The organism is Protofrankia sp. CiP1_Cm_nod4, assembly GCF_982290645.1.
The window spans coordinates 34,789-35,365 of record NZ_CEVIVC010000048.1; positions in this window are offsets into that span (position 1 = coordinate 34,789).

A 577-nucleotide genomic window follows, 5' to 3' on the forward strand; every position below is an offset into this window, starting at 1 on the left:
CCTGTACGCCTGGACGAGCCTGTACGTGCGCCTGGCTCGCCGGCCAGGCGCACGGAGGCGCACGGAGGCGCACGGAGGGATGGCCACACGGCGGGACGGCCATACAGCCCCGCCGGCCAACACGGCGGGGACCGCGTCCGCGGCCGTCCGCCCGGATGGGAGACCATGTCCTCCCGGGCGGGCGGTCTGAACGGCGTCCGCGACCGCCCGTCCGGGCACGATCGGGGCAAGTGTGCCGGCGGGTACGCCTTCCGGCCCGGTGGGTGTACCCACCAGCACACTCGCGTCGGTCTTCTCCGATGGCCGGCACTCGGCGGTGGGCACCCACCGGCCGAGTACCGGCCGCCGCGAGACCGCCCGGCGGGGATGCCCACGGCGCACGGCGACACCGGCCACCCGTCCTCGTCCTCCCGGTTGAGGCCCCCTGTCCTCCCGGTTGAGGGGGGCCCGCCCTGGTGGACGGCCAGCGCCCTGGCGGACGGCTAGCGGTGCCGGACCCGTTGGGACTTGGGAGCGGCAAGCCGCATGCCGGCCCACTCGGTGGCGACGCTGACGGTGCTCGTCTGCACCAGGCCGA